The sequence below is a fragment of the Streptomyces sp. NPDC090045 genome (assembly GCF_044747975.1).
Lineage (GTDB): Bacteria > Actinomycetota > Actinomycetes > Streptomycetales > Streptomycetaceae > Streptomyces.
In genome coordinates this window covers 303,891-327,459 of sequence record NZ_JBIVFA010000005.1, presented here as the reverse complement: position 1 = coordinate 327,459, position 23,569 = coordinate 303,891, and the positions used below count along the sequence as shown (strand labels likewise).

The 23,569-nt window shown below is 74.0% G+C and carries 24 protein-coding genes and 1 pseudogene; 9 read left to right on the top strand and 16 right to left on the bottom strand.

Going from position 1 to position 23,569, the window contains the following annotated elements; genetic code table 11:
- Window positions 1-2: 2 nt before the first annotated feature.
- Window positions 3-1,214: a Cmx/CmrA family chloramphenicol efflux MFS transporter gene (locus ACIPYQ_RS16875; RefSeq protein ID WP_401251864.1), complete on the bottom strand. Its 1,212-nt coding sequence runs from the start codon at window positions 1,212-1,214 to the stop codon at window positions 3-5.
- A 54-nt stretch (window positions 1,215-1,268) separates the two neighbouring features.
- Entirely contained in the window at window positions 1,269-1,949 is a 681-nt protein-coding gene (locus ACIPYQ_RS16870; RefSeq protein WP_401251552.1) for a hypothetical protein, read from the bottom strand.
- Window positions 1,950-2,058: 109 nt separating this feature from the next.
- On the opposite strand from ACIPYQ_RS16870, the gene ACIPYQ_RS16865 reads away from it, so the two are divergent.
- On the top strand, window positions 2,059-2,745 hold the full coding sequence (locus ACIPYQ_RS16865) for a copper homeostasis protein CutC (protein ID WP_401251549.1): 687 nt from the start codon (window positions 2,059-2,061) through the stop codon (window positions 2,743-2,745).
- 368 nt (window positions 2,746-3,113) lie between these two features.
- On the opposite strand, the gene ACIPYQ_RS16860 is transcribed toward ACIPYQ_RS16865, so the two are convergent.
- On the bottom strand, window positions 3,114-5,087 hold the full coding sequence (locus tag ACIPYQ_RS16860; protein WP_401251861.1) for a HelD family protein: 1,974 nt from the start codon (window positions 5,085-5,087) through the stop codon (window positions 3,114-3,116).
- Between the two features lie 380 nt (window positions 5,088-5,467).
- On the opposite strand from ACIPYQ_RS16860, the gene ACIPYQ_RS16855 reads away from it, so the two are divergent.
- Together ACIPYQ_RS16855 and ACIPYQ_RS16850 are read left to right on the top strand one after the other, a co-directional pair.
- A complete protein-coding gene (locus tag ACIPYQ_RS16855; RefSeq protein ID WP_351296420.1) occupies window positions 5,468-5,653 on the top strand; it encodes a hypothetical protein in 186 nt (61 codons plus the stop codon).
- Between the two features lie 95 nt (window positions 5,654-5,748).
- Complete coding sequence (locus ACIPYQ_RS16850; protein ID WP_401251545.1) at window positions 5,749-6,579, top strand: glycosyltransferase family 87 protein; 831 nt, start codon at window positions 5,749-5,751, stop codon at window positions 6,577-6,579.
- Here ACIPYQ_RS16850 and ACIPYQ_RS16845 read toward each other — a convergent pair.
- The 3 genes from ACIPYQ_RS16845 to ACIPYQ_RS16835 form a co-directional block, all read right to left on the bottom strand.
- On the bottom strand, window positions 6,481-6,762 hold the full coding sequence (locus ACIPYQ_RS16845) for a hypothetical protein (protein ID WP_401251542.1): 282 nt from the start codon (window positions 6,760-6,762) through the stop codon (window positions 6,481-6,483). The two genes, ACIPYQ_RS16850 and ACIPYQ_RS16845, sit on opposite strands and share 99 nt — an antisense overlap.
- A gap of 32 nt (window positions 6,763-6,794) precedes the next feature.
- Window positions 6,795-8,438, bottom strand: a complete 1,644-nt coding sequence (locus ACIPYQ_RS16840) for a DNA repair helicase XPB (RefSeq protein WP_361759159.1) — start codon at window positions 8,436-8,438, stop codon at window positions 6,795-6,797.
- Window positions 8,439-8,600: 162 nt separating this feature from the next.
- Complete coding sequence (locus ACIPYQ_RS16835) at window positions 8,601-9,221, bottom strand: TetR/AcrR family transcriptional regulator (protein ID WP_401251538.1); 621 nt, start codon at window positions 9,219-9,221, stop codon at window positions 8,601-8,603.
- 118 nt (window positions 9,222-9,339) lie between these two features.
- On the opposite strand from ACIPYQ_RS16835, the gene ACIPYQ_RS16830 reads away from it, so the two are divergent.
- The 3 genes from ACIPYQ_RS16830 (at window position 9,340) to ACIPYQ_RS16820 (ending at window position 11,089) form a co-directional block, all read left to right on the top strand.
- Window positions 9,340-9,912, top strand: coding sequence for a peroxiredoxin-like family protein (locus tag ACIPYQ_RS16830; protein ID WP_401251536.1), 573 nt, complete (start codon window positions 9,340-9,342; stop codon window positions 9,910-9,912).
- Entirely contained in the window at window positions 9,909-10,373 is a 465-nt protein-coding gene (locus tag ACIPYQ_RS16825; RefSeq protein ID WP_401251533.1) for an N-acetyltransferase, read from the top strand. The genes ACIPYQ_RS16830 and ACIPYQ_RS16825 overlap by 4 nt, the downstream gene beginning before the upstream one ends.
- Before the next feature lie 167 nt (window positions 10,374-10,540).
- Window positions 10,541-11,089: a DoxX family protein gene (locus ACIPYQ_RS16820; protein ID WP_401251530.1), complete on the top strand. Its 549-nt coding sequence runs from the start codon at window positions 10,541-10,543 to the stop codon at window positions 11,087-11,089.
- Here the strand turns inward: ACIPYQ_RS16820 and ACIPYQ_RS16815 are convergent.
- On the bottom strand, window positions 11,076-11,684 hold the full coding sequence (locus ACIPYQ_RS16815) for a DUF4291 domain-containing protein (protein ID WP_401251528.1): 609 nt from the start codon (window positions 11,682-11,684) through the stop codon (window positions 11,076-11,078). The two genes, ACIPYQ_RS16820 and ACIPYQ_RS16815, sit on opposite strands and share 14 nt — an antisense overlap.
- A gap of 210 nt (window positions 11,685-11,894) precedes the next feature.
- Window positions 11,895-14,378: a helicase C-terminal domain-containing protein gene (locus tag ACIPYQ_RS16810; RefSeq protein ID WP_401251525.1), complete on the bottom strand. Its 2,484-nt coding sequence runs from the start codon at window positions 14,376-14,378 to the stop codon at window positions 11,895-11,897.
- Window positions 14,379-14,464: 86 nt separating this feature from the next.
- Between ACIPYQ_RS16810 and ACIPYQ_RS16805 the strand changes: the two genes are divergently transcribed.
- On the top strand, window positions 14,465-15,487 hold the full coding sequence (locus ACIPYQ_RS16805; RefSeq protein ID WP_401251522.1) for a hypothetical protein: 1,023 nt from the start codon (window positions 14,465-14,467) through the stop codon (window positions 15,485-15,487).
- Between the two features lie 309 nt (window positions 15,488-15,796).
- On the opposite strand, the gene ACIPYQ_RS16800 is transcribed toward ACIPYQ_RS16805, so the two are convergent.
- The 3 genes and pseudogenes from ACIPYQ_RS16800 to ACIPYQ_RS16790 all read right to left on the bottom strand — a co-directional run.
- The gene (locus tag ACIPYQ_RS16800; RefSeq protein WP_401251519.1) at window positions 15,797-16,627 is read right to left on the bottom strand and encodes a hypothetical protein; all 831 of its coding nucleotides are present in this window, start codon (window positions 16,625-16,627) and stop codon (window positions 15,797-15,799) included.
- 9 nt (window positions 16,628-16,636) lie between these two features.
- The gene (locus ACIPYQ_RS16795) at window positions 16,637-17,161 is read right to left on the bottom strand and encodes a SigE family RNA polymerase sigma factor (protein ID WP_401251517.1); all 525 of its coding nucleotides are present in this window, start codon (window positions 17,159-17,161) and stop codon (window positions 16,637-16,639) included.
- 118 nt (window positions 17,162-17,279) lie between these two features.
- Window positions 17,280-17,825, bottom strand: a pseudogene (locus ACIPYQ_RS16790) (ABC transporter ATP-binding protein); the annotation flags it as partial.
- 121 nt (window positions 17,826-17,946) lie between these two features.
- Between ACIPYQ_RS16790 and ACIPYQ_RS16785 the strand changes: the two are divergent.
- On the top strand, window positions 17,947-18,573 hold the full coding sequence (locus tag ACIPYQ_RS16785) for an HAD family hydrolase (protein WP_361759188.1): 627 nt from the start codon (window positions 17,947-17,949) through the stop codon (window positions 18,571-18,573).
- 92 nt (window positions 18,574-18,665) lie between these two features.
- Here the strand turns inward: ACIPYQ_RS16785 and ACIPYQ_RS16780 are convergent, their stop codons facing one another.
- Window positions 18,666-18,917, bottom strand: coding sequence for a hypothetical protein (locus ACIPYQ_RS16780; RefSeq protein WP_361759191.1), 252 nt, complete (start codon window positions 18,915-18,917; stop codon window positions 18,666-18,668).
- 178 nt (window positions 18,918-19,095) lie between these two features.
- On the opposite strand from ACIPYQ_RS16780, the gene ACIPYQ_RS16775 reads away from it, so the two are divergent.
- Complete coding sequence (locus ACIPYQ_RS16775; RefSeq protein ID WP_030012939.1) at window positions 19,096-19,479, top strand: cold-shock protein; 384 nt, start codon at window positions 19,096-19,098, stop codon at window positions 19,477-19,479.
- A 72-nt stretch (window positions 19,480-19,551) separates the two neighbouring features.
- Here the strand turns inward: ACIPYQ_RS16775 and ACIPYQ_RS16770 are convergent, their stop codons facing one another.
- The 4 genes from ACIPYQ_RS16770 to ACIPYQ_RS16755 all read right to left on the bottom strand — a co-directional run bounded on the left by ACIPYQ_RS16770 (window position 19,552) and on the right by ACIPYQ_RS16755 (window position 23,273).
- Complete coding sequence (locus ACIPYQ_RS16770; RefSeq protein ID WP_401251512.1) at window positions 19,552-20,427, bottom strand: 1,4-dihydroxy-6-naphthoate synthase; 876 nt, start codon at window positions 20,425-20,427, stop codon at window positions 19,552-19,554.
- Window positions 20,408-21,166, bottom strand: coding sequence for a futalosine hydrolase (locus ACIPYQ_RS16765; RefSeq protein WP_401251509.1), 759 nt, complete (start codon window positions 21,164-21,166; stop codon window positions 20,408-20,410). Before ACIPYQ_RS16765 ends, ACIPYQ_RS16770 begins: the two co-directional genes overlap by 20 nt.
- Window positions 21,167-21,179: 13 nt before the next feature.
- Window positions 21,180-21,674, bottom strand: a complete 495-nt coding sequence (locus ACIPYQ_RS16760) for a DUF2771 domain-containing protein (RefSeq protein ID WP_361759200.1) — start codon at window positions 21,672-21,674, stop codon at window positions 21,180-21,182.
- Window positions 21,675-21,902: 228 nt separating this feature from the next.
- Window positions 21,903-23,273 carry an MFS transporter gene (locus tag ACIPYQ_RS16755; protein WP_401251506.1) on the bottom strand — a complete coding sequence of 457 codons (1,371 nt, stop codon included), beginning with the start codon at window positions 23,271-23,273 and terminating at the stop codon, window positions 21,903-21,905.
- Window positions 23,274-23,569: the final 296 nt, after the last annotated feature.

Sequence of the window (23,569 nt, the reverse complement as noted above, 5' to 3'; positions counted from 1 at the left end):
TTTCAGACCCTCTCGGGCGTGCCCGCGAGGGCCGGGGCCGAGGAGGCCACGACGCGGGTCGGGGCGGACCGGCGGCGGTCCAGGCGGAGGGCGGCCACGGCGAGGCCGATCGCGGTGACCGTCATCGCTGCGCCCGCCCAGGCGGTGGCGGCGAAGCCCAGGCCCGCGTCGATGACGGTGCCGCCGAGCCAGGGGCCGCCGGTGTTGCCGAGGTTGAAGGCGGCCGTGGTGGTGGCGCCGGCCAGGGTCGGGGCGGCGCCGGCCACGTTGAACATGCGGGCGTTGAGCGCCGGGGCGGTCAAGAAGGCCGAGAAGCCGAGCAGGAAGGCGAGGGCGACCGCCGCGACCTGGACCGAGGCCAGCAGGGCGAGCACGACGAGGAAGACGGTCGAGGCGGTGATGCCCCAGATCATCACGCCGAACAGGTGCGCGTCGGCGATCCGCCCGCCGACGGTCGTGCCGGCCAGCGCGCCGACGCCGAACAGGGCGAGGATCCACGGGACCCATCGGGAGTCCAGCCCGGCCACGTCCGTGAGCAGCGGTGACAGGTAGCTGAAGGCGCAGAAGACGCCGCCCGCGGCCAGCGCCGTGACGGCGATGGACAGCCACACCTGGCGGTCGCGGTAGATGCGCAGCTCGCGCCCGAGCGAGGGCTTCTCGGCGGGCAGCGGGATCTTCGGGATCAGCGCCAGGATGCCGGCGAGGGCGATCGCGGAGGCCGCGCCGACCGACCAGAACGCGGAGCGCCAGCCCAGGTGCTCGCCGAGGAAGGCGCCGGCGGGGACGCCGAGGACGTTGGCGATGGACAGCCCGCCGATCATGACGGCCATCGCGCGGGCCCGCTGGTCCCGCTCGACCATGGCGATGGCGACGGCCGCGCCGACGGCCCAGAAGCCGGCGCAGGCGAACGCCGAGACCACGCGGGAGGCGAAGAGGAGCTCGTACGAGGGGGCCAGCGCGCCCGCGACCTGCCCGAGGCCGAAGAGGCTGATGAGGGCGATCAGGGTGGTGCGGCGAGGCAGCCGCAGGGTGGCCACGGCCAGCAGTGGAGCGCCGACGACCATGCCGATCGCGAAGGCGGATATGAGCAGGCCCGCCTGCGGGATGGTGACGTCCATGTCCTCCGCGATGGGCGGCAACAGGCCGGAGAGCATGAATTCGCTGGTGCCGAGCGCGAAGACGGACAGTCCGAGGATGTAGACGGCGACGGGCATGCGGGGGCGTGCGGCATCTGCGGGCATGACTCACACCAACCATCGCGAACGCGATCAAATTCCCCCGGCGGCGTCGGGAGCGTCGAGTGCGGCGAGCTCGGCGGCGAGGTTGGCGCGGGCCGGGGCCTCCCAGTGCGTGGTGCCGTAGGGCGTGCGGAAGAGCCGGGGCAGGTCGAGCAGCTGGCGCAGCACCGCGGCGCGGCCGGTGCGGAAGGCCTCGTCGGGGACGAACCCGTACTCGGCGCGCACGGCGGCCGCGTAGCCGGCGTAGGCCTCCGGGGCGCCGGCCAGGACGGCCAGGTCGGCGTCGCAGAGCACCTCGCCGTCGGTGTCGCCGGGGGCGGGGTCGTGGGTGACGGTGAGCCGGACCAGCCGGGCCACCTCGGCGGTGCGGACGTCCGCTATGCCGAGCTCGGGGAGGGCGCGCTCGGCCAGGGCGGCGCTGCGCTCCTCGTTCTCGGAGCGGTCGGGACGGTAGACGGCGTCGTGGAACCAGGCGGCGAGCTGCACGGCGGCGAGGTCGGCGGCGTGCGGAGCCAGTACGTCGATCCGCGCGAGTACGTCGGCCAGGTGCGCGGTGGTGTGGTACCTGCGCTGCGGCTCCGCCCAGGCGGCGAGCAGACGGTCGGCGTAGGGCGCGGGATCGCGGTCTGCGGTGGCGCCGGCGGCGGCGACGGTGGCCCGCCAACGGACTTGGAGGGCCGTGGTGTCGGGGTGCTGGGTGCCTGTGTCCATGCGGACATTGTGGGGGTGGCGTGATGGTGCTGGTGGAGCGTGGGGGAGGCCCCGTACCCTGGATATTGGACTAGACCTATTTTTCATACCGGACGAAGGACGGCAACGAATGAGCAACCGTGCGCTCCTGGAGGTGATCGCCCTCGACGCGGAGGACGCGATCGCGGCCCAGGCCGGTGGGGCGGACCGACTCGAACTGGTCACCGACATGGCCGCCGACGGGCTCACCCCGCCGCGTGAGACCTTCGCGGCGATCAGGGCGGCGGTCGACATCCCGCTGCGCGTGATGCTCCGCAAGACGGACGGCTTCGCGGCGGGCGACGTCTCCGTCCTGGTCCGCGCGGCGCGGGAGCTGCGGGCGGAGGGTGCGCAGGAGTTCGTCCTCGGCTTCCTGAACCCGGACGGGACCCCCGACCTGGCCGCCGTCGAGGCGGTCGTCGCGGAGCTGGACGGCTGCCGCTGGACCTTCCACCGGGCGATCGACCGCGCGGCCGACCGGGACCAGCTGCGCAAGGCGCTGGCCGACCTGCCGGGCCTGGACACGTACCTGACGGCCGGCTCGGCGGCCGGGGTCGACGAGGGGCTGCCGGTGCTGGTGGCCGAGGCGGGGCGGAGGGGGGAGCCGGGGTACGGGGCGCGGATGCTGGTCGGTGGCGGGCTGACCCTTGCGCACGTGCCGGTGCTGCGCTCGGCCGGCATCGACGCGTTCCACATCGGCGGCGCGGCCCGCCCCTCCGGGTGGACCCACCCGGTCTCGGCCGAGGCCGTAGCCACTTGGCGCTCAGCCCTGACCTAACCAAACCGGGGCCCCGCCCCGAACCCCGCCGGGCCCCACCCGAACCCGCGCCTCAAACGCCGGCGAGGCTGAAAGACCCGGGGCTCCGCCCCGAACCCCGACGGCGCTCCGCGCCCGCGCCTCAAACGCCGGCGGGGCTGGGAGTGGCCGGCGCAATTTCAGCCCCTCCGGCGTTTGAGGAGCGGGGTACGGGGCGGAGCCCCGATCTTTCAGCCCCGCCGCACCCTTCAGCCTCGCCGGCGTTTGAGGCGCGGGGTCTGGGGCGGCGCCCCAGGAGACGGCGCCGCAGGTCAGGGCCGAGTGGTGGGGAGCGGACCCGCGGCCAGGGCGGAGCCCCGGGAGGTGGCGCCGCGGGTCAGGGTGCGGCCTCAGGTCAGGGCTGGTGGGAGGGGGGCCGAGTGGAGGGCTGTGAGGCCGGAGACGGCTCGGGTGAGGCAGACGTACAGGCGGCGGAGGCCCGTGCGTTCGTCCGGCTCGCCGTCGACGATGGCCGCGGGCTCGTCCAAGACCACGTAGTCGTACTCCAGACCCTTCGCCAGGGAGGCCGGGACCAGGGTCAGCCGCGACTCGGCCGTGGTCTCCTCGCCCGGCGAAAGGTACGGCAGCCCGGCCGCCAGCAGGGCCTCCGCCAGCACCGGGATCCGCGCGTCCGCCGCGATCAGGCCGATCGACCCCTCGTGGGCGAGCGACGCGCGGCAGGCCGCCACCACCTCCGCCGTCAGATCATCCGTCCGGGAGACGACCAGCGAGCCCGGCGTCTCGCGGACCGAGGAGACCGGGGCCAGCCCCGGGGAGATCGACGGCAGCAGCCGGGAGGCGTACGCGATCACCTCGCGTGGCACGCGGAAGCCCGCCGTCAGCTCCTCCAGCACGGCCTGCGGCTTGCCCATGTGGGCCAGGGCCTCGTCCCAGCTGCGCGTGGCCCACGGGGTGGTGCCCTGCGCGAGGTCGCCGAGGATCGTCGCCGAGCCCGTCGTGCAGCGCCGGCCCACCGCCCGGTACTGCATCGGCGACAGGTCCTGGGCCTCGTCGACCACCACGTGGCCCAGCGAATGCGTCCGCTCCACCAGGTCGGCGGCCTCGTCGATCAGCACCAGGTCCGCCGCCGACCACTTCGCCGACTTCACGCTCCGGAACGGCTTCTGCCAGAGGAGGAGCTTCTGCTCGTCCGCCGTCAGGACGTCCGCCGCGTGCAGCGCCAGGAAGTCGGGGTCCGACAGCAGCCGCAGCACCAGCTTCGCCGGCTCGACGGGCGGCCAGACCGCCTTGACCGCCGCCTTCACCGCCGCGTTGCGGGCCACCGCGTCCTGCACGCGGTCGTCCGGCGCCTCGCCCGCCTGCTCCATCCGTACGAGCACCGCGTGAGCGATCCGCTGCGGCAGCGCGTCCCGGGCCGCGCCGTAGCGGATGTCGCGGTTCTGCAGCTCCTCGACCATCTCGGCGATCTCGTACGCGGGCACCCGCCAGCGGCGCGAACCGCGCACCACCATCAACGGCTCGGCCGGCGCGCTGACGTGCGAGACGAGCGCGCGGCGCAGCACCTCCGCCATCCGGGCGTCGCCCTTGACCACGGCGGTTTCGGCGGCGTCCGTGCCGCGTACCTCCAGACCCTCGCGGGCGACCAGGTCGTCGACGGTGGCCTGCTTGACCTCCAGCTCGCCCAGCGCCGGCAGGACCTGCTCGATGTAGTGGAGGAAGGAACGGTTCGGCCCGATGACGAGCGTGCCCGTGCGGGCGAGGCGGTCGCGGTGCGCGTAGAGGAGGTACGCGACGCGGTGCAGGCCGACGGCGGTCTTCCCGGTGCCGGGGCCGCCCTGCACGCAGACGGAACCGGACAGGCCGGAGCGGACGATTTCGTCCTGCTCGGGCTGGATCGTCGCGACGATGTCGCGCATGGGTCCGACGCGCGGGCGCTCGATCTCCTGCTGGAGCAGCTTGCTGACGGCGGCTGCCTCGGCGGGGTCGGAGAGGTGCTCGTCCTCGTACGCGGTCAGTTCGCCGCCGGTGTAGCCGAAGCGCCTGCGCAGCGCGATGTCCTGCGGGTCGGTCTTGGAGGCCCGGTAGAACGGCTGGGAGACGGGCGCGCGCCAGTCGATGACCATCGGATCGCCGTCGGCGTCGTGGACGTGGCGGCGGCCGATGTAGAACTGCTCGCCCTCCGCGCCCTCGGCGAGCTCGGCGCCGGGTGCGTGCAGGTAGTTCAGGCGGCCGAAGAAGAGCGGGGTGTGGGAGAGGTCCGCGAGGGCCTTGATGCGGTCGTCGATCTGGGCCTGGAGGACGATCGCGTTGACCCAGTTCGCGGTGACGTCGCGGATGTCGAGGGCCTCGACGTCCTCGCGCATGGCGCGCAGGGCGGAGCGCGAGGCGGAGAGGTGGGCCCGTTCGCGGGCGAGCGGGTCGGACTCGGGGGCGTGCGCGGGCACGGGACGGCCTCCAGCTGCTGGTACGGAACAGAAGCCCGCCGGTTCCGGCCGGGGGGCGGCTCTCCCCGATGGGGCGGTGGGAGGCTGGCAAGAGCGGAGATTCTAACCGCGGCGGCCCGGCGGCGCGAACGGATTTGAGTCCCACCGGTGCGGACCGCCGTACGGGTGTCATACCGGGGAGTGTCATACCTCAGGGAGGTCCCTAGGGGTCGGCATGGGCCGGGAGGAGGAGGGCGCGGGGCCCGCGGTTACACCCCCAGAGCGATGTGATCCGCGCGGCGGAAACGCACCATGGATCCATGAGCACCGCAACCTTCACCCCGGTCCAGGGTGGCCGCCCGCGCGGCGCCACCGCCCTCTCCGACGCCCGCCCGCGCCGGCCCCTCGGCCGCGCGCTGCAGGCGGCCAAGATCTTCGCGGCGGCCGCCGTGAGCGTCGTCGTCCTCGGCGAATACGCCGAGGACGCGGGCGTCATACGCCGCTGACCACCCCCGCCGCCCGCGCCTGCCGGCGGCGGGGCGGTCGCGGGTGGACTGGGCGCGCAGCAAGGCGTGTTGGGTGATCCACTAGGGTCACGCGCGTGAACCGGAGCCCTGCCCAGAGCCGCTTACCGTTGCCCTTCGCCGGCGTGCTGGTGACGGGCCCGCTGCTCGTGCTGGGTGTGCTCGGCATCGCCCTGCGCCTTCCGGTGGCCGATGCCCTCGTCGACGGGTTCTGCGCCGCCGAGTGGCGTCCGTCCGCCGTGTACCCGCCGTTCGCGGCGATCCTGTTCACGCCGGCCGCCTGGCTGCCCGCCGCCGTACTGAAGGCCGTCCTCGTCCTCGGTGACGCGGGCCTGCTCGCCCTGCTGATCAGCCTGTCCTGGCGCCTCGCCGGACTGGCGGCCAGACCCGGGCCCGTGCTGGCCGCGAGCGTCGCCGGGCTGTGGCTGGGGCCGCTGTTCCAGGCGCCGCTCCCAGGCCAGATCAACCTGGCGCTCGCCTGCCTGGTCCTGTGGGACCTCGGCCGGACGGACGCCGCGCTCGGCAAGGGCTTCGCGCTGGGCGTCGCCGCCGGGATCACCCTCATCCCGGCGGCCTTCGTCCCGTACCTGCTCGCGACCCGCCGCGTCCGGGCCGGACTGACCGCGCTGGCCGCCCTCGCCGGCACCGCGCTGCTCGGGCTGCTGGTCCTCCCGCAGGACTCGGCCGCCTTCTGGACCCGGCAGCTCCCCGCCACCGCCCGCGCCGGCCTACCGGACTGGCCGTCCCTGTGGGTCTGGTGCGTCCCCCTCCTGGCCCTGCTGATCGCCCGGTGGATCCCCGGGTGGAGATCACCCTTCGGGCAGCAGGATGTCCGCGTCGTCGAAGACCCGCAGAACCACCAGCAGCAGGCGCCCGCGCGACACCATGTACTCGGCCACGATCTGTGAGGTGAGCCGGATCTCGCGGTCCTGCTCGCCCGCTCCTATCGGCCGCGACAGCTCCGTGTACGGATCGCGGGCCAGGATCTCGAGCGCCTTGTCGAAGGAGGCGCGGCGCGCGGGCTCCAGCCGGTCACGCTCGCGGCCCGCCGACTCCGTGAACAGGACCTCGTAGATCTCCTGGTGCCGCATCCGGCCAGCGTAGTGCTCGGAGCCCGCGTCCGTCAGTCGCTCGCCAGCAGCTCGTCGGCGTCCATGATCCGGTAGGCGTAGCCCTGTTCGGCCAGGAAGCGCTGGCGGTGTGCCGCGAAGTCCTGGTCGATCGTGTCGCGCGCGACGACCGAGTAGAAGCGCGCCTCGTGGCCGTCCGCCTTCGGCCGCAGGACGCGGCCCAGGCGCTGCGCCTCCTCCTGGCGGGAGCCGAAGGTGCCCGACACCTGGATGGCGACCGTGGCCTCCGGCAGGTCGATGGAGAAGTTCGCGACCTTCGACACGACCAGCACGCTGATCTCGCCCTCGCGGAAGGCGTTGAAGAGCTTCTCGCGCTGCGCGTTGGAGGTCTCGCCCTTGATGACGGGGGCGTCCAGGTGCTCGCCGAGCTCGTCGAGCTGGTCGATGTACTGGCCGATGACGAGGGTCTGCTCGCCCTGGTGCTTGCGCACCAGCGCCTCCGTGACCTTCCGCTTCGTCGCCGTCGTCGCGCAGAAGCGGTACTTTTCCTCCGTCTCGGCGGTCGCGTACGCGAGCCGCTCCGACTCGGTGAGGTTCACGCGGACCTCGACGCAGTCCGCCGGCGCGATGTAGCCCTGCGCCTCGATCTCCTTCCACGGCGCGTCGAACCGCTTCGGCCCGATCAGCGAGAAGACGTCCGACTCCCGCCCGTCCTCGCGCACGAGGGTGGCGGTCAGGCCGAGCCGGCGGCGGGCCTGCAGGTCGGCGGTGAACTTGAAGACCGGCGCGGGCAGCAGGTGCACCTCGTCGTAGACGATCAGGCCCCAGTCCCGGGAGTCGAAGAGCTCCAGGTGCGGGTAGACGCCCTTCCGCTTGGTCGTCAGCACCTGGTACGTGGCGATCGTGACGGGCCGGATCTCCTTGCGGGTGCCGGAGTACTCGCCGATCTCCTCCTCCGTCAGCGAGGTCCGCTTGACCAGCTCGTGCTTCCACTGGCGGGCCGAAACGGTGTTCGTGACCAGGATCAGCGTGGTCGCCTTGGCCATCGCCATGGCCCCGGCGCCCACCAGCGTCTTGCCGGCGCCGCAGGGCAGCACGACCACGCCGGAGCCGCCGTGCCAGAAGCCCTCGACGGCCTGCTGCTGGTACGGGCGCAGCGCCCAGCCGTCCTCGGCCAGTTCGATCGGGTGCGCCTCGCCGTCCACGTAACCGGCGAGGTCCTCGGCCGGCCAGCCCAGCTTGAGCAGCGTCTGCTTGATCTGCCCGCGCTCGGAGGGGTGCACGGCCACGGTGTCGGCGTCGAGCCGCGCACCGACGAGCGGGGTGATCCGCTTGGACCGCAGGATCTCCTCCAGCACGGGCCGGTCGGTGCTGGTCAGGACCAGGCCGTGCACGGGGTGCTTGGAGAGGGTGAGGCGGCCGTAGCGCGCCATGGTCTCGGCCACGTCGACCAGCAGCGCGTGCGGGACGGGGTAGCGGGAGTACTCGACGAGCGCGTCGACGACCTGCTCGGCGTCGTGACCGGCGGCCCGGGCGTTCCACAGGCCGAGCGGGGTGATCCGGTAGGTGTGGATGTGCTCGGGGGCCCGCTCCAGCTCGGCGAACGGAGCGATGGCGCGGCGCGCGGCTCCGGCGAGCTCGTGGTCGACCTCGAGCAGGAGGGTCTTGTCGCTCTGGACGATGAGCGGTCCGTTCACGCGCGTCCCTTTCCGGCGGTGAGACGGCCGCCCGGGCGCGGGCGGCCAAACCTCCAGTCTGCCGTATCGCCGGGCGGGCCGGGGGGTTCTCGGCGCGCGGGACCGCCGCCGCTGCCGTTTCGGAACGCCGGCTCCGAGCCCGGGCTCCGGCCGGGCGCGGGACTAGGCCCGGTCCAGGCCCGCCAGGAGCAGGGCGAGGCCGCCGTGGAACTCCCGGTCCGGTGTGAGGGAGCGGGCGCCGCGGGCGGCCTCGGTCAGGTACGGGAACGCGTCCGCCGGGAGGTCGGCGATGGCGGCGGTGCCCGCCCCGGAGAGGGCGCCGAGGTGTTCCTGCTGGATCGCGCCGATCACGTAGGCGAGCAGGGCGCGCAGCGCGATGATCCGCTCCTCGGGGCCGAGTCCGGCCTCGGTGAGCACCCCGAGGACGCTCTCGCCCCAGCGCAGCACGCTGGGGGAGCGGTGCCGGTGGGTGAAGGTGAGCGGCAGGACGGCGGGGTGCGCGCCGACCGTGTCCCGCAGCCGGTCCACGAGGAGGGTGACCCGTGCGCGCCACGGCCCGGCGGACGGGGGCGGCGGGGTGCTGTCGACGGCGCTGAGGACGCGTTCGACGACGAGCGCTTCGAGTTCCCCGCGGTCCTGGACGTACCGGTACAGGGCCATGGTGCTGATGCCGAGTTCGACGGCGACGGCGCGCATGGTCAGCCCCGGGAGTCCCTCACGGTCGATCACGGCGAGGGCTGCGGCGGCCAGTTGGTCCTGGGTGAGCGAGCGGGGGCGCGGCATGGTGGTTGACAGCGTACGACATACGCCTACGCTGGTAGGTGTACGACGTACGCCTACCGAGAGGCCCGCGCGGCCTCGTCGCCCGCAGCCTCATCGCCCGTGGCCCGTGGAGGTCCCCGTGCAGCTCGACACCGGTTCCCTCGTCCGTACCCGCACCCTCACCGCCGTCGCGGACGGCTCGCCCGTCGCCGTTCCCGACCCCGAACGACTCGTCCACCTGCAGTTCCGCCGGTTCGCCGGCTGCCCCGTCTGCCATCTGCACCTGCGCTCGGTGGTGCGGCGGCACGCGGAGATCGAGGCGGCCGGCATCCGCGAGGTCGTGGTCTTCCACTCCGGCGCCGACGAGCTGCGCGAGCACGTGGCGGGGCTGCCGTTCGCGGTGATCGCCGACCCGGACAAGCGGCTGTACGCCGAGTTCGGCGTCGAGTCGTCCTACCGCTCCCTGCTGAGCCCGCGTGCCTGGTGGCCCGTACTGCGGGCGGTCGCCGTCGGCGCCGTCGAACTGCTGCGGGGGCGGCAGAAGCCGCCGGCGCGGACCCAGGGCGGCGGGCGGCTCGGGCTGCCCGCGGACTTCCTGATCGCGCCCGACGGGACGGTCCTCGCCAGGTCGTACGGGGAGCACGTCGACGACCAGTGGCCGGTGGGAAAGCTGCTGACGCTGGCGGCGCGGGCACGTACGGTCCGGGCATGATCCATGATCAGCAGAGCTTCGTGCCCGCCGGCTTCGTCGTGCCGCAGACCCTCGTGGCGGACGGCTTCCGGCTGGAGCCGCTCGGCGAGCAGCACAACGAGCGGGACCTCGCCGCCTGGAGCGGCAGCATCGCGCACGTCCGGGCCACGCCCGGGTTCTCCGGGAGGAACTGGCCGCCGCTGGAGGGCATGACCCCGGAGGCCAACCGCGCCGACCTGGTGCGCCATGCGCGGGACTTCGAGGCCCGGACCGGGTTCACGTACAGCGTGCTGGACGGTGACGACGTCATCGGGTGCCTGTACATCTACCCGGCCAAGGAGGCGCCCGGCCGGATCCACGTCAGCTCCTGGGTGCGCGCCGAGCGGGCGCCGCTCGACGCGCCCCTGTACGAGGCCGTGCGGGGGTGGCTCCGCGAGGTGTGGCCGTTCGACCCGGGGCTGATCGACTACGCGGCCAGGTGAGCCGGGCAGCTGAGCCGGTCAGGTGAGCCGGCCGCGTGAGGCCGGGCCGGTGGCGGGCCTGCGGCCGAACGGGTCGTCGGCGGGGACCGGCGACGTTGCGGCCGGGTGATCGCGGACGGGCGTCATACGGTGGCCGTCGCTGACAGGCGACGTAAGGACGGACGCTCATGACGCAGGATCGACGGGACCAGGCGCTCTTCCGTGCCGCCTCGGCCCCCGCCACCGTCAACACCGCCACCCACGACATCGGCCTGCTCGTGCTCCGGCTCGTCGTCGGCCTCAGCATGGCCGGCCACGGCACCATGAAGCTCTTCGGCTGGTTCGGCGGCCCGGGCCTCGACGCGACCGGCAAGGGCTTCACCATGGCCGGCTACCCCGCCGGGGACGCCATGGCCGTCATCGCCGCACTGTCCGAGACCCTGGGCGGCCTCGGCCTCGCCCTCGGCCTGCTCACCCCGCTCGCCGGCGCCGCCCTGATCGGCATCTTCATCAACGTCCTCGACGTCCGCGGCCTGAGCGACTACTTCCCGCCCAAGGGGGTGGAACTCGAAGTGCTGCTCTTCGCCGGTGCCCTCACCCTCACCCTCACCGGCCCCGGCCGCTTCTCCGTCGACCACTACCTTCCGGTGCTGGGCGAGTCGCGGCCGCGCTACGCCTGGTTCGGCGTGCTGCTGGGCGTCGTCGCGGGACTCATCGTCCTCCTCATTCGGGACTGACGGCCGCCCCCGTACGGAGATGCTCCAGCGGGCCCGACGGATAGGGCGTCTCCACCGGGAGCAGGGCGCGGGCGGCCTCGGCCTCGCCGGACCGGAGCAGGCCGTGGATCTGCCGGGCCAGCGGGGTCACATCGCGGATCGCGACCGTCCACTCGTCGGCGTACGCGCGCGAGGCCGGGCCGGACAGGCCGAGCTGGAGCGAGCGGTACGGCAGCGGGTTCAGGTGCAGGTCGCGCTCCGGGTCCCACTGGACCCGGGTGGGCGCCTCGCGCAGGGACGCCTGCCAAGCGGCCCGGTCCGCGTGCACGCCCGGCTTGTAGTGGGAGAGGCACGCCTCGCGCAGGGCCCGGTCGAAGCCCTCGCGGGTGATCTCGATGGCCAGCACGGTCTCCTGGCCGGCCTTGGTGGCCCAGCCGCAGCGGTACATCATCCACAGGAACGAGGGCTTGATCCACGTCATCCGCTCCCGCTTCCAGGCGGGCGGGAAGCGGCCGTCGCGTGCGGCCGGGGCCCCCAGGTGGGGGGCGTAGGCCTGGTAGACGGTGAGGGTGGTGTCGGTGTGCGCGGCGCGGATCTGGTGGGTGGGGGCGTGCATGGCCCCAGCCTGCGGGATGGCCTGGCGGCCTGCCAGCTGTTTTCCGTGCGGTGCCGCGCCGTCTCCCGGGGGCTCCGCCCCCAGACCCTCCCCCAGACTTCGTCCGGGGGGACCCCCAGCGCCTCAAACGCCGGCGAGGCTGAAAGACCGGGGCTCCGCCCCAGACCCCGCGCCTCAAACGCCGGCGGGGCTGGATTTGGCGCGGGTTGGCTAGACCTGGTCCTCTGCCAGTTCGGCTACGCCCGTGATGCGGTGGAGGGCGTAGGTGCGGACTTCGTCCGCGGTGTGGTCGTAGCCCGTGACGAAGCCGCCCTCCACGCGGACCGGGGCGATGACGCGCTGGCTGGCCGCGCCGTCCGCGTTCACGTAGCCGATCCACACCGCCGAGCCGGTCAGGGCCGCCGCCTGGACGGTCGCCAGGGTTTCCGCCGCGCTCGTGCGCGGGAGTTCGCCCGGGGTGCCGGTGGACGGGGTGGGCTCCTTGCGGACCGCCGTCGCCGCGAGGTCGCCCGCGCGGATCGCCCGTACGGCCGCCGTCAGCAGCGTCGCGTCCGGGACCGGCGGACCGTCCGGCACCGGTACGGGCGCCGAGCGGGCCGGTGCGCGGTGGGCGTCGGCCCGCGCCACCAGGACGTCGCCGGTCAGGGACTCCGCGGCCGGCGCGTACCCCATCGCCCGCAACCCCTCCAGGAGGGTGGTCGGTTCGGCCTGTGCGGCCAGGACGGTGGGGGCGAGGCGGCGCAGACCCAGCCCCGCCGAGCGCTTGTCGGCGAGGATCTCGCCCAGCATCGCGTCGTCGTCGCAGCGGACGTACGAGGAGGCAACGCCCACGCGCAGGTGCCCGTGGCGCCGGGCCACGTCGTCGATGAGGTAGGCGAGGGGCTGCGGCACCGGGGTGCGGCTGTGTTCCTTGAGGAAGGCGTGCAGGTCGGCGGCGGCGTGCCCGGCGTCCAGGGCCCGGCGCACCGAGCCGGGCGTGAAGCGGTACACCGTCGCCCCGCCCTTGGACTCCACGTCCGCCAGCACCGCCAGGGTGTCCCCGAGCGGCCGGCGCAGCGGACCGGGGGCCACCGCCGTCAGGTCCGCCTGGAGCAGGACGTGGTCCACCGGCTCGGGAAGGAGGGGCGCCAGCAGCGGCGTCGGGTCCTCGTGCGCGAGCAGGGCACGGCCGGGCCCGGACAGGGCGCCCCGGCCGGTCACGCCGAGGACCTCCGCCTCGGTCAGCGCCCACCGCGCGAGGCGGGTGCGCAGATCGCTCGTACCGCGTACGGGACGCTCCCACGCGAGCCGGTCCAGCACGGCCTCCGCGTCGGGCGAGCCGCCTTCCGGAAGGGCGGCGAGGAGTTCCAGGACGCGCCGGCGGACCTCCGGGGCGGCGGAGCGGTCGAGGTCCGGTCCGAGCGCGGACAGCGTGCGTGCCTTGGCGTCCTGTTCGCCGACCAGGCCGGACGTGCGGGTGGCCGGCAGCCAGGCCCGCACCAGCGCCGTCCACCGTTCGGCGGGCGGGAGTTCGCACCAGTCGTCGAAGGCGGGAGTGGGCGCGTACCGCTCGTCCGCCTCCCCGTCACTGGCCAGCAGCCCGGCCGCGTAGGCGAGTTCGATCCAGAACGCCGCCGACGGCTCGGTCGTGTCCAGGGTGGCGGCGGCCCGCTTCAGGTCCCGTACGGAGAGCCCGCCCGCCCGCAGCACCAGCGGAGCCGCGTGCTCCCAGGACTTCACCAGTTCCTCGACGGTGGACAGCGCGGCCAGCGCCTGCCCGGCGGCGTTCGCGTCCACAAGCTGTGGACGGTGCTCGCGGTGTGCGGCCACCGTCGGAGCCACCGGCGCGGTGTCCCGGTGCGCGAGCCCGCCGCGCAGGTGCAGCGCCACCTCGCGCGGCAGTACGACGGTCCGCGCCGTCGCGGGCAGCAGCAGCCCCCGGTCGCGCAGCCAGCGCACGGGCGCGGTCGGGTTCGGGGTCACCTCCCCGTACGGCGGCCCCCACACGAGCCGCCCCAGCACCTGGTGCGCCTCCGCCGGAGCCTCGTCCAGCAGCGCGGACATCCGCTCCGGATCGGTGAACAGCCCGGTCAGCGCCGAGACCGCGGACACCGGGTCGTGCGTCGCGGGCAGCCCGGCCGCCGCCACGATCTCCTGGACCCGGGTCGGCGACATGCCGGACGTGGCCTCGGCGACGGTGGGCCCGAGGCCGGTCGGCGAGGGCCGCTGCGCGGAGGGCGCGAGCAGTTCGCGGGCGGTGCGCACCAGGCGCAGCCGGTCGTCGTCGCCCCACACCAGGGCCTGGTCGCGCAGGGTGCCCAGGGCCCGGGGGAGCGCGGCACGGGCGCCGTTGTCCTCGCCGGTGGTGCCCTCCTCGCCGGTCAGCAGCGACTCCAGCACCGGGTACGGGCACGGGTCCGGCGCCACGGCGAGCGCCTCGGCCGTCTGCAGGGTGAAGCGGTCCAGGCGCTCCAGCGCCCGTACCACCGAGGCCCGGGTGCCGGCGCGGGTGGCCAGCTGCGTCACGTCGCCGGGCACCGGACCGAGCAGGTCAGGGCGCGCGTGCAGCAGGGTGGCGAGCGCCGCGTCGTCGCGGGCGCGCAACGCCTCGGCGAGGGAGCGCGGGGCTCCGCTTCCGCCGGATCCCCCGGCAGTACTTGCCTCGGGCACAGTCGCCTCCTGGTCGCGTCGGCCGGTCAGTCGGCCGGTCCCCATCCGGCCAACGGTATCCGCTGTGCCCGCGACGGCTCCACGGGCGCACGCGCTACCTTTCGGGTGGGCGGTACGGGAGGAGCCGGGGCATGGGGATCGAAAGCGACCATCTGGTCTACGAATATCTGAGCCGCGTCGGGGACTTGGCCCAGCAGCGGCACCTTTCCTCGGGCGACCGGATGCGGCTGGTGGCGGGGCTGCGGGACGAGATCGACCGTCGGCGCGCCAAGTACGAACCGGAGACCCCGGCGGCCGTACGCCGCATCCTGGAGCGGATCGGGACGCCCGAGGAGGTCCTGGACACGCTCGGCTCCCGGCAGGGCCATGGCGCCCCCGCCGCGGGGGCGGCCGCGCCGTTCGCCCCGGGCGCGTCTGGCGCGTCGGTACCCGTGCAGCGGGCCCCCGGGCGCCTGCGCCGCCCGGGCGCGCCCGCGCCGAAGCCGAAGGCCGAGCCCGAGAACGTGCCGCCGCACCTGGCCGGGCTCGACGAACTGGGCCCGTCCGGCGGGGCCGAACCCGACTGGTGGCGGGTGTCGCCCGCCGCGTACGGCTCGGGCCCGCAGGTCGACGGCTTCGCGGGCGGGATCGAGATCCCGGACCTGTTCGGGGAGGACGCGGAGGAAGAGGCCGACGGGGCGGGGAAGGAGGCGCAGGGCCCGCCCGGGCCCGCGCCGTCGGGGGCGCAGGGCCTCGTACGGTTCCTGCGCGAGCGGCGGCGGGCCAGGAAGGAGGCCGCCGCCGGGCAGCCGGAGACGGCCGCGGCCCCGGCCCCGGCCCGGCCGCGCCCGAACGCCCTCCTGCTGCTGGCCGCGGCCGTCCTCGTCGTCGGCGTGGCCACCGGGTACTGGCTGCTGCTGATCGTCGGCTGGCTCCTGCCGTACGCCTCGCGGGTGCTGCGGCCGGCCGAGCGGAAGTGGGCCGTCTTCGGCCCGCCCGGCGTGGTCCTCGCGGGGGCGGGGGTGTGGCTGTGGGGCCGGATGGACGGCCGGTGGGGTGAGACGCTGGCGGACGAGCAGCTGGGTGGGGCCCTGCACGGGATGTGGCCGTGGCTGCTGCGGGGCGCGGCCGTCGCCTCCGCGGTCTACCTGGTGTGGCGGGCCCGCCGGCGCTGAGGGGCGGGGCCGGGCCTTGCCCGGGCCCCCTGGGGCTCCGCCCCAGACCCCACGCCTCAAACGCCGGCGAGGCTCAAAGATCGGGGCTCCGCCCCGGACCCCGCGCCTCAAACGCCGGCGGGGCTGGATGGTGCGGCGCGGTGAAGGATCGGGGCTCGCCCCCGGCCCCGCGCCTCAAACGCCGGCGGGGCTGGATTGTGCCGCCGGGCTGGAGTGGTGTGGCCGGGCTGGAAGAGCGGGGCCCCGCGCCTCAAACTGCCCCAGCTACCGCTGGGAGGTGCCCGCAGGCGGGGCTGGATGGGGCGGGGCTCACTCGCCCGCCGGGAGGATCTTCTGGGCCTCCTCCACCGGCTCGGCGTCCGCGGACTTGACCAGGTCGAGGAAGGCGGGGGCCTTGGCGAGGGTGAGCAGTTGGTCGTTGGTGACGGGGGCCGAGGTGTGGGAGGCGTCGTGCGGGCTGACGGACAGTGAGACGTTGCTCTTGTTGTAGCGGAAGAAGATCCGGGACTCGGTGACGTCGCCGTCGTTGACGGGCGAGGTCGACGCGATGACCTCGGTGCCGTCGGGCAGGGCGCCCTTCTTGCAGGTCCGGCCCTTGACCTCCAGGCAGGTGCGCGGGTCGGTGTCCGAGCCGGTCGGCCGGACCGAGAAGACGACGGTGAACGTCTTGCCGTCCTTCGTGCCCTGGTACAGCCGCACCGACAGGTCGGTCCGCTGCAGGGTGCCGACCCCCTCGGGCAGCAGGCCCTGGAGGACGGGAACGGCCCGGTTCTGGAACTGCTCCTGCCGGGCCCGCTCGTCGGCCGGCAGGTCGGCCATCGACGACTCGCCCGGGGACGGTTCCAGATGGACCGGTGGCTGGGGCTGGGGCCGGCTGTCCGAGGGCTGCGCCGCCACCCCGATGCCGGTCGCCCCCCAGCCGCTGTCCGGCAGTGCGACGGCTCCGGCCACGGCGACCGCCACGACGGTCAGGACCCCGCCGCCGATCGCCGCCCGGACCCGTGCCCTGCGGCGCAGGCCCTGGGCGCGGGCCGGGCCCGACAGGTCGGGGAGTGCGGGCAGGTCCGCGGTTGTACGGTTCATCGCGTCCCGGACCAGCAGGAGGCTGCTGGCGTGGTCGAGGTCTTCGGTGTTGTTCATGACGGCTCCTCAGCTCTCGGTTGCGTAGATGTGGGCCTCGCCCAGCCGGGTGCGCAGCTTCGCCAGGGCGCGCGAGCACTGGCTCTTGACCGTTCCTTCGCTGCAGCGCAGCAGCTGGGCGACGGTCTCGACGCTGAGGTCCTCCCAGTAGCGCAGGACGACCATGGCCCGGGCCCGCGGCGGCAGTTCGGCGAGGGCGGCGAGCAGGGTGACGCGCAGTTCGGCGTGTTCGGGTCGGGGCCCCGGGTCGGAGTGCCGGTGGGCCAGCAGGTCGCGCAGCCGCCGTCGCCGTTCGGCGAGGAAGGTGCGGGTCAGTACGGTCCTGGCGTACGCCTCGGGGTACTCGGCGGCGGACACCTTCCGCCAGTGCTGGAACAGCTTGGCGAGTGTCGTCTGGGTCAGATCGCGTGCGCCGTCGGCGTCGCCGCACAGCAGGTACGCGGTCCGGTACAGCTTGCGCTGAGCGGTCCGGGCGAAGGCCTCGAAATCGAGGCCGGAATCGTGCCCCTGGTCGTGCTCGGTGCCTGGCGGCATCCGCCCTCCCTCTTCACATCGTGTCTCTCACCCCTGTCCTGAGTGCTGTCGCGCGGAGAAGGTTGAACACGAATGTCGAACACGAAGGTTGAACACGAAGGTGAAGGGCGGGCGGGGACTACGGGCGGGCCGCCCAGGGGGCGCCCGGGATCACCAGGGGCGAGCCCGTCACCGGGTCCGGGATGACGAGCGAGGCGAGGCCGAAGACCTCCTCGACCAGTTCGGCGGTGACCACCGACGACGGCGGGCCCTCGGCCACCACCGTGCGGCCGCGCTCCCGGTTGAGGCGACGGATCAGGTCCAGCACCTCCACCTGGTGGGCGATGTCGAGGAAGGTCGTCGGCTCGTCCAGGAGGAGCAGTTCGGTGTCCTGGGCGAGGGCCATGGCGATCCACACGCGCTGGCGCTGCCCGCCCGACAGGGCGTCCACGGGCCGGTCGGCCAGGTCGGCCACCGAGGTGCGGGCCATCGCCTCCGACACCGCCCGCTCGTCCGCCTCCGACCACTGCTGCCACCAGTGCTGGTGGGGCTGGCGGCCCCGCGCGACCAGGTCGCCGACCGTGATGGCCTCCGGGGCCACCGGGGACTGCGGGAGCAGCCCGATGGTCTGCGCGATCTGCCGGGTGGGCAGCGAGGACAGGGCGGCCCCGTCCAGCAGCACCGCGGGCGCGTCGGAGGGCAGGCGCAGACATGTCACCTATTTCACGAATTGGTAAGGCGACCCTAAGTGTACGTTCCCCCGTTGTAGGCCCGGTGTCGGCCTGCTGTCACCCCACCTCGGCACAATGGCTCGTATGAACCTCACCGTCGGCTTCGACCTCGACATGACCCTCATCGACTCCCGTCCGGGCATCAGGGCCGCCTACCAGGCCCTGTCGGCCGAGACGGGCACGTTCATCGACGCCGACGAGGCGGTCACGCGGCTGGGCCCGCCGCTGGACGAGGAGCTGGCGTACTGGTTCCCGGAGGCGGAGATCCCGGCGATGGCCGACCGCTACCGCGAGATCTACCCCGCGTACGCCATCGAGCCGACCCCGGCGATGCCGGGCGCCCGCGAGGCGATCGAGGCCGTCCAGGCGCTCGGCGGCCGCGCGATCGTCGTCACGGCCAAGCACGAGCCCAACGCCCGGCTGCACCTGGCGCACCTCGGCATCGAGCCGGACGCGGTCATCGGCTGGCTCTGGGCGGAGGCCAAGGCCGGCGCGCTGCGCGAGTACGGCGCGCAGGTCTACGTCGGCGACCACGTCGGCGACGTACGCGGGGCCCGCACGGCCGGCGCGCTGTCCGTGGCGGTGCCGACCGGCCCGTGCCCCGAGCCCGAACTGCGCGCGGCTGGCGCGGACGTGGTGCTGCCGGACCTCACCGCGCTGCCCGAGTGGCTCGCGCGGTACGTCGCCGCCCAGCCCGTCTGAACGGACCCGGCTCGGGCCCGCGAGGCGCAGCGCCCCGCCCGGGCCCGCGAGGCGCAGCGCCCCGCCCAGGCCCGTGAGGGCGCAGCCCCGGCTCAGGCCTGCGAGGCCCGGGCCGCCTTGCGCTGCGCCGCGGCCGAGCGGAGCACGCCCGCCGCGGAGATGGCGAAGCCGACGCCCATGAGCATGCACACCGCCCACGCGTACGGCGGGAACGGATCGACGTCGAGGAACAGCGGAGCCATCGTCGCGAGCGTGGCCACGGCCCCGGCGATGAACACGATGCCGCCGGCCTTGACCAATGCGTCGCCGGGCCGCGCTTCGTCTGAATGAGGAGTAACAGTCACCTCACCAGGGTAGTTCCCTGGCCGAAGCAGCCGACCGTGAAGGACCGGGGAACGTCTTGTCACCCGGCCCCCGACCATTAGCCTTGAGGTGGCGGGTCACACATGGCCCGCTGCGCTGTTGTCCGGAGCCGTTCACGGCACTCCGGGCCCCCGACGAGCACAAGGACAGAGGACGGACGTGCCTACCGGCAAGGTCAAGTGGTTCAACAGTGAGAAGGGCTTCGGCTTTCTCTCCCGCGACGACGGCGGCGACGTCTTCGTCCACTCGTCGGTGCTCCCTGCCGGGGTCGATGCCCTCAAGCCCGGTCAACGAGTCGAGTTCGGCGTCGTCGCCGGACAACGCGGTGACCAGGCACTTTCGGTGACGGTACTGGACCCGGCGCCGTCCGTGGCGGCAGCCCAGCGACGCAAGCCCGACGAGCTCGCCTCGATCGTGCAGGACCTCACCACCCTGCTGGAGAACATCACCCCGATGCTCGAGCGCGGCCGCTACCCCGACAAGGTGCACGGCACGAAGATCGCCGGACTGCTCCGCGCGGTGGCCGACCAGCTGGACGTCTGACCGACGCTCGCACACCTGCGCCCCGCCACTCGGAAGAGCGGCGGGGCGCGGTCGTGCGAGGGGCGTCCGGGACTACGGGAAGGCCAGCGCGCCGGGCGCGATGGCCGGTACCAGTCCCTCCGCCGCCGCCCGGGTCAGCAGCCCGCGCACCGCCGCGTAGCCGGAGTCGCCGAGGTCGGCGGTGAACTCGTTGACGTACAGCCCGATGTGCTGGTCGGCTACGGCCGGGTCCAGCTCCTGCGCGTGGGCTCGCACGTACGGGCGCGAGGCCTCCGGGTCGTCCCAGGCCATCCGGACCGACGTACGGGCCGACTCGGCCAGCGCGCGCAGCCGCTCCGCACCCAGCGTGCGCTTCGCGATGATCGCGCCGAGCGGGATCGGCAGACCGGTCGTGGACTCCCAGTGCTCGCCCATGTCGGCCAGGCAGTGCAGCCCGTAGTCCTGATAGGTGAACCGGGCCTCGTGGATGACCAGTCCGGCGTCCACCCGGCCGTCGCGCACCGCCGACATGATCTCGTGGAACGGCAGCACGACCACCTTGCCGACGCCCTCGGGCAGGACGTCCGCCGCCCACAGCCGGAACAGCAGGTAGGCGGTGGAGCGTTCGCTCGGCACCGCCACCGTCTTCCCGGCCAGGTCCAGTCCCGGCTCGCGCGTCAGGCTGCGATCCTTTACAAGCACCAACGGGCCGCAGCCGCGCCCGAGCGCACCGCCGCACGGCAGCAGCGCGTACTCCTCCAGCACCCACGGCAGCACGGCGTACGACACCTTCAGCACGTCCAGCTCGCCGCGCTCGGCCATGCCGTTGGTGAGGTCGATGTCCGCGAAGGTGACGTCGAGCGCGGGCGCGCCCGGGACCCGGCCGTGCGCCCAGGCGTCGAAGACGAAGGTGTCGTTCGGGCAGGGCGAGTAGGCGATCTTCAGCGGTTCACCGGTGGTCGTGCTCATGGCGTTCTCCCCAGTTCGCGAGTACGGGCCCCAGCACGCGGAAGCCGGCGGTGAGCGCGGTCAGCGCGTCCCCGATCCGCCAGGCGGCACGGTCGCGCGGGCCCACGGCGTTGGACACGGCGCGGACTTCCAGTACGGGCAGCCCGTGCGCGGCCGCCGCCTCCGCGACCCCGAAGCCCTCCATGGCCTCGGCCCCGGCCATCGGGTGCCGGGCGGCGAGATCGGCGGCCCGGGCGGCGGTCCCGGTGACGGTGGAGACGGTCAGCACGGGCGCGAGCAGCGCCCCGGTCGCCTCGGCGGCGCGCGCGGCGAGCTCGGCCGGCGGCAGGTGCACGCTGCGGCCGAAGCCCAGCGCGCTCACGTCGAGGAAGCCCTCGGGGGTCTCGGCACCCAGGTCGGCGGCGACGATCGCGTCCGCGACCACCAGGGAGCCGACCGGGGCGGCGGGATCGAACCCGCCGCCGATGCCGGCCGAGACGACGAGCTCGTAGTCGGCGAGGGCCAGGGCGGTGGCGGTGCCGGCGGCGGCCGCCGCCGGCCCGACGCCCCCGACGAGCACGTCGAAGGCGATGCCCGGAAGGTCCCGGCGGGTGATGAGGTACCCCTCCCCAGACTTCGTCCGGGGATACCCCAGGGGAAGGGTGCGCGGCTCAGGACCGGGAGAGTCCGGATGAGGGGTCAGACCGGTGATGATCGAGTCGGCCTCGGCCACCACCGCGGTCACGACGAGCGCGCGCACCGGTGCCGTCCGGCTACTTGAGCTTGAGGTTGAAGGACCAGACGGCGAGCGGCTTGCCGTCCTCGCCGACCTGCAGGAACGCCAGCTTCTTCGACGCCGGCGCCTCGCCCTGGCCGCCGGTCGCGAAGACGTCGGCACCCGGGAAGCTGCGGTACGTGTTCGAGGAGGGCTCGGTGATCGGCTGGCCGTCGAGCACCGCCGACCACCTCTTGCCGTCCTCGACGACCTCCGGCTCGACCCCGAGGCGCAGGGTGTCGCCACGGGCGTACTCGATGGTCTTGGGGTCCTTGAGGTTGGTCAGGCACTCCTGGACCTCGTCCATGGAGAGCGCCTCGTCGCCACCGTGGCAGGAGGCTTCGGCGGACACCGACGAGCTGCCGACCGTCACGGTCGCCAGGGGGGTCGGCTTTTCTCCGCCGCAGGCGGAGAGGAGGAGGAGTCCGGCGGACACGGCTCCGAGGGCCGCGACGCTGCGGCGGGCCCTACCCGAGAAAAGCGGTGCGGTCATGAGCCGAAGGCTATCGGGCCCCTGGGCTGCGCCGCTGCATGGGGTACCCGTGGCCTGCGGCGCGGCGCGGGACTCGGGTGCGGCCCCGTAGCCGGGGCTCCGCCCCGGACCCCGTACGTGCGCTCCGCGCCCGTGCCCTCAAACGCCGGGCGGGCTGGACGATCCAGCCTCGCCGGCGTTTGAGGCGCGGGGTCTGGGGCGGAGCCCCGGCAACGGCGCAGCAGGCGGTCATGCGACCCGGGGGCGGGAGGCGCCTTGGTGGTGGCGGGGGGCCGAGACGACGCCGCGGAGGGCCATCGTCGTGCCGAGGGCGACGATCGCGGCGGCCACGGACATGCCCAGTACTCCGTTCAGCGGCAGCACGATGCCGATCGCCCCGCCCAGCACCCACGCCACCTGCAGCACCGTCTCCGAACGGGCGAACGCCGACGTCCGCACCGCCTCCGGCACGTCCCGCTGGATCATCGCGTCCAGCGAGAGCTTCGCCAGCGCCTGGCAGAAGCCCGCCGTCGCGCCCAGTACGGCCATGAACAGCCCGCTGAAGAAGACCGCCGCCAGCACCGCGACCGCGAGCGTCAGGCACAGCACCGACGCGATGATGACCTCCGGCGCCCGGGCCCGCAGCCACGCGCCCACCGCCGTACCGCAGGCGTTGCCCACGCCCGCCGAGACGGCCACGATCCCCAGTGACACCGCCGCGCTCTGCCCCTCCAGGGGATGCTCGCGCAGCAGGAACGCCAGGAAGAAGATCAGGAACCCGGACAGCGCGCGCATCGAGGCGTTCGCCAGCAGTCCGCACAGCACCGAGCGGCTGATCGTGCGCAGGCCCGGCCGCTTCGAATGGGCCTCGTGCGTGGACAGCCGGGCACGGCGCTCGCCCTTCGCCTCGTCCACCCGGTGCGGCAGCGTGAACGCGGCGAAGGCCCCCCACACGAAGATGACGCAGGCCCCGTACAGCGGCCACTGCGGCCCGATCGTGTTCAGTCCCGCGCCCACCGGCGCCGCCACGCCCGTGGCCAGCAGGCCCGCCAGGGTGACCCGCGAGTTCGCCTTGACGAGTGAGAATTTCGGCGGCAGCAGTCTCGGCACCACCGCGCTGCGCACCACCCCGTACGACTTGGACGCGACCAGCACGCCCAGCGCCGCCGGGTACAGCTGGATCCCCCCGGTTTCCACGGCGCCCGACATGATCAGCGCCAGCAGCGCCCGGGCCAGCATCGCGGCCGCCATCGACGCCCGGCGGCCGTGCGGCAGCCGGTCCAGCAGCGGCCCGATCACGGGGGCCAGCACGGTGAAGGGAGCCATCGTGATCGCCAGGTACAGGGCCACCCGGCCGCGCGCCTCGTCCGTGGGTACGGAGAAGAACACCGTGGAGGCCAGCGCCACCGTGATCATCATGTCGCCGGCGCCGTTGATGGCGTGCAGCTCGATCAGCTTGCCGAGGCCCGACTCCCCGGCTCCGTGCGCGTGCGTGGCCCGCCGGATCCCGCGCGCCGTACCCGTGAACGGAAGGTGCAGGGCACGCCCGACAGCCCGGCCGGCCCGCTTGGCCGGTCCCGAGCCGTCGTCGGACGACCGTGCGGGTGCCACACTCGACATAGTGCCCCACCGGGCCCCCCGCGGGTGCCTCCCGGCGCGTCACGGAGCCGGTGGCTTGTCCGCGAATCGGACCTTGCATGTGTGCCCGAGGCTTAAGAGGAGGTAGCGTGCGTAGCGCGCCACCGGCGGTTGCTCCTGGCCGCGCGCCTCTTCGTGATCCCGCAGAATGGGTCGCAGTGAGGTGCGCCCGGAGTCCGATCGGGTGCGGACGTCGACGCGGCCCTCTGGTCCGCTCCGCCCGCGCCACGTACGGACAGCACCGACGGGTCGTTGTGGACGACAGTACGGACGGCGCA

Bases quoted from the DNA above. Each gene is read 5' to 3' on its own strand.
- ACIPYQ_RS16875 (WP_401251864.1), bottom strand. From the start codon at position 1,214: ATGCCCGTCGCCGTCTACATCCTCGGACTGTCCGTCTTCGCGCTCGGC.
- ACIPYQ_RS16870 (WP_401251552.1), bottom strand. From the start codon at position 1,949: ATGGACACAGGCACCCAGCACCCCGACACCACGGCCCTCCAAGTCCGT.
- ACIPYQ_RS16865 (WP_401251549.1), top strand. From the start codon at position 2,059: ATGAGCAACCGTGCGCTCCTGGAGGTGATCGCCCTCGACGCGGAGGAC.
- ACIPYQ_RS16860 (WP_401251861.1), bottom strand. From the start codon at position 5,087: ATGCGCGAGGACGTCGAGGCCCTCGACATCCGCGACGTCACCGCGAAC.
- ACIPYQ_RS16855 (WP_351296420.1), top strand. From the start codon at position 5,468: ATGAGCACCGCAACCTTCACCCCGGTCCAGGGTGGCCGCCCGCGCGGC.
- ACIPYQ_RS16845 (WP_401251542.1), bottom strand. From the start codon at position 6,762: ATGCGGCACCAGGAGATCTACGAGGTCCTGTTCACGGAGTCGGCGGGC.
- ACIPYQ_RS16835 (WP_401251538.1), bottom strand. From the start codon at position 9,221: ATGCCGCGCCCCCGCTCGCTCACCCAGGACCAACTGGCCGCCGCAGCC.
- ACIPYQ_RS16825 (WP_401251533.1), top strand. From the start codon at position 9,909: ATGATCCATGATCAGCAGAGCTTCGTGCCCGCCGGCTTCGTCGTGCCG.
- ACIPYQ_RS16820 (WP_401251530.1), top strand. From the start codon at position 10,541: ATGACGCAGGATCGACGGGACCAGGCGCTCTTCCGTGCCGCCTCGGCC.
- ACIPYQ_RS16815 (WP_401251528.1), bottom strand. From the start codon at position 11,684: ATGCACGCCCCCACCCACCAGATCCGCGCCGCGCACACCGACACCACC.
- ACIPYQ_RS16810 (WP_401251525.1), bottom strand. From the start codon at position 14,378: ATGGGGACCGGCCGACTGACCGGCCGACGCGACCAGGAGGCGACTGTG.
- ACIPYQ_RS16805 (WP_401251522.1), top strand. From the start codon at position 14,465: ATGGGGATCGAAAGCGACCATCTGGTCTACGAATATCTGAGCCGCGTC.
- ACIPYQ_RS16800 (WP_401251519.1), bottom strand. From the start codon at position 16,627: ATGAACAACACCGAAGACCTCGACCACGCCAGCAGCCTCCTGCTGGTC.
- ACIPYQ_RS16795 (WP_401251517.1), bottom strand. From the start codon at position 17,161: ATGCCGCCAGGCACCGAGCACGACCAGGGGCACGATTCCGGCCTCGAT.
- ACIPYQ_RS16785 (WP_361759188.1), top strand. From the start codon at position 17,947: ATGGCTCGTATGAACCTCACCGTCGGCTTCGACCTCGACATGACCCTC.
- ACIPYQ_RS16770 (WP_401251512.1), bottom strand. From the start codon at position 20,427: ATGAGCACGACCACCGGTGAACCGCTGAAGATCGCCTACTCGCCCTGC.
- ACIPYQ_RS16760 (WP_361759200.1), bottom strand. From the start codon at position 21,674: ATGACCGCACCGCTTTTCTCGGGTAGGGCCCGCCGCAGCGTCGCGGCC.
- ACIPYQ_RS16755 (WP_401251506.1), bottom strand. From the start codon at position 23,273: ATGTCGAGTGTGGCACCCGCACGGTCGTCCGACGACGGCTCGGGACCG.